The organism is Mesorhizobium sp. M7A.F.Ca.MR.362.00.0.0, from assembly GCF_004023175.1.
In the GTDB taxonomy this organism is placed as follows: domain Bacteria; phylum Pseudomonadota; class Alphaproteobacteria; order Rhizobiales; family Rhizobiaceae; genus Mesorhizobium.
Genome location: NZ_RZTF01000827.1, coordinates 1 through 845, shown reverse-complemented (window position 1 = coordinate 845; position 845 = coordinate 1). Strand labels below are relative to the sequence as shown.

The following is an 845-nucleotide window of genomic DNA, read 5'->3' as shown; positions in this document are numbered from 1 at the left end:
TTTCGTGAATCCAGTTGTCCCCTGTCGGCGGCACCTCGACAAGCGTGGGGAACATTGGCCGGATGAACTTCAACATACGCGAACTCGGACAGGACCGAATTTAAATTAGAATAGGCTAAAATAGTTGCAAAGGAATGCACCAGGGCACTTGGGTGTTCATGCCCCACCCGTTTCGGCCGGCGTCAGGGAACGATTCCGTCCTCCCTGTGTTTCAATCTCATGACAAACATCCCGAAACGCCAGGGAATAGCGATGGCGGCCGAAGTCGCCAGTGCCAAGCAACGCCTGGAACGGGCCGAGCTCGCGATTCAGCGCTCGAAAGAGATGGTGGCCCAAAACATTGAGCGTTCCGGCAGGATACGGCGTTTGGTCGAGGCCGCCATACAAGATCGATAGACTCCCGAGAAGGATCCCGTGCAGGCAGAATCAAGCCGGCGCAGGCCAACTCTGCGACAAGCGCCGGCTCGTCCTTACGTGGAACCCGGCGCTACTTTCGCTATTCTCCTCTCAGGAGGAACAACCATGCCAGATGACAAAAGCAAGCGCGATTTTCGTGACCGCGACCGCGTATCGGGCGACGAGGAATACGAGGTCGGCTATCTCGCCAGCAAATTCCAGCTTACCATCCCTGAAGTCCGGGAACTTATCAAAAAGCACGGCAACGACCGTGAGACGCTGGAGCGCGAAGCGAAAGCACTAGGCAGTCGATGACGAGCTAACGTCGCCAATCCCAAGGCTAAACCGCTCGTATCGCGAAGACCCGCCGTGCTGGCCTTGCACGACGGGCTATATGTGCGGCTACATCCTAGGAATCGACCGCTTGTACCAACCTGAGACAGAGCCCG

Annotated in this window: 2 protein-coding genes; both read left to right on the top strand. The window is 57.0% G+C overall.

What is annotated here, in order from left to right; all coding sequences use genetic code 11:
* Nucleotides 1-252: 252 nt before the first annotated feature.
* Complete coding sequence (locus EOC06_RS40550; RefSeq protein WP_164899035.1) at nucleotides 253-396, top strand: hypothetical protein; 144 nt, start codon at nucleotides 253-255, stop codon at nucleotides 394-396.
* A 126-nt stretch (nucleotides 397-522) separates the two neighbouring features.
* The gene (locus EOC06_RS37995; RefSeq protein WP_127321696.1) at nucleotides 523-711 is read left to right on the top strand and encodes a DUF3606 domain-containing protein; all 189 of its coding nucleotides are present in this window, start codon (nucleotides 523-525) and stop codon (nucleotides 709-711) included.
* The last annotated feature ends 134 nt before the right edge of the window (nucleotides 712-845 follow it).

What these genes read in the sequence shown, in the direction of transcription:
- EOC06_RS40550 (WP_164899035.1), top strand. Translation starts at nt 253, where the DNA reads ATGGCGGCCGAAGTCGCCAGTGCCAAGCAACGCCTGGAACGGGCCGAG.
- EOC06_RS37995 (WP_127321696.1), top strand. Translation starts at nt 523, where the DNA reads ATGCCAGATGACAAAAGCAAGCGCGATTTTCGTGACCGCGACCGCGTA.